Here is a 1,060-nt window from a genome sequence, read left to right on the forward strand (position 1 = left end):
TTCCGGCAGCTATGAGGTACATCCTCATAGCTGAAAGCTATGATAGGAGAGGGGCAAGAGGAAAACTGTATTGCATAATAGCCGGAAGCGCTGTATGTCTCTGGTGAGAGAAAAATGCTCTGATTCGGTGAGTATCTTTGTTTTTAGTATTGACAGGTTTTCCCCTTTTGGTATCTACAGACTTTTCTCCAAAATTTAAATCTCTACACACTAATATTTTTGGAGATAATCAATGTCAATTTATGTAGGCAACCTCTCTTACGAAGTTAAGGAAGATGATATTAAGGGTGTTTTTGCTGAATATGGTACTGTAAAGCGTGTTCAACTACCTACTGACCGTGAAACAGGACAACCACGCGGTTTTGGTTTTGTAGAAATGGGAACAGATGCAGAAGAAGCAGCTGCCATTGAAGGTCTTGATGGTGCTGAGTGGATGGGTCGTGACCTGAAAGTGAATAAGGCTAAACCCAGAGAAGACAGAGGTTCGTCTGGTGGGAACCGGGGAGGGTACGGTGGGGGCGGTGGACGTAACCGCTACTAAGCGGAAGAAAGCTGAAAGAAAGAGAGAGCGAATTTTCAGGTCAGACAAAGAGTCTGCCTTTTTTGCACTTTAGTTAACTGGGCGGCTTACCACTATCAGCCATTAAGTAAGTCAATTTAGCAGGAGAGATAATGACCCAAATAATAGTGGGTGACAATGAACACATTGAGTCAGCCTTACGTCGATTTAAGCGAGAAGTTTCCAAGGCTGGGATTTTTCCAGATATTAGGTTGACTGGACGGACTTGCAGACGTAGCTTGCCTGTGATTATGCCAGAGATATCCCAATACGGTTCGGTTAAGGTTTTTTGATGAAAATTCTAGATCACAAAGACGCGATTTATCGCGTCTCTTGCCTTAACCGAACAGTATTGAGAGATATCCAGGATGTCTTCGATGAGCTTTGTTTGAGACCGAGCGTTCCGCTCCCTAGCTATCTAATTGGTATACAAAGCAGGTAAGCTGATATTACACCTACCATCGGTAAAAAATTAGTGATAGTAAAGTTGCCTCGCCATCG

The 1,060-nt window shown here is 43.3% G+C and carries 1 protein-coding gene and 1 pseudogene; both read left to right on the plus strand.

All coding sequences use genetic code 11. The features are described 5' to 3' along the window. The first annotated feature begins 232 nt into the window (after positions 1-232). Positions 233-541 (plus strand): RNA recognition motif domain-containing protein, encoded by a 309-nt coding sequence (locus V7K67_RS02475; RefSeq protein WP_335165138.1) that lies wholly within the window; start codon positions 233-235, stop codon positions 539-541. 131 nt (positions 542-672) lie between these two features. After that, positions 673-771 (plus strand): annotated as a pseudogene (gene rpsU, locus V7K67_RS02480) (30S ribosomal protein S21); the annotation flags it as partial. Positions 772-1,060 lie beyond the last annotated feature (289 nt).

This window comes from Nostoc sp., from assembly GCF_036917155.1.
In the GTDB taxonomy this organism is placed as follows: domain Bacteria; phylum Cyanobacteriota; class Cyanobacteriia; order Cyanobacteriales; family Nostocaceae; genus Nostoc.

Coding starts and splice junctions, on each gene's coding strand:
- V7K67_RS02475 (WP_335165138.1), top strand. CDS start 233: ATGTCAATTTATGTAGGCAACCTCTCTTACGAAGTTAAGGAAGATGAT.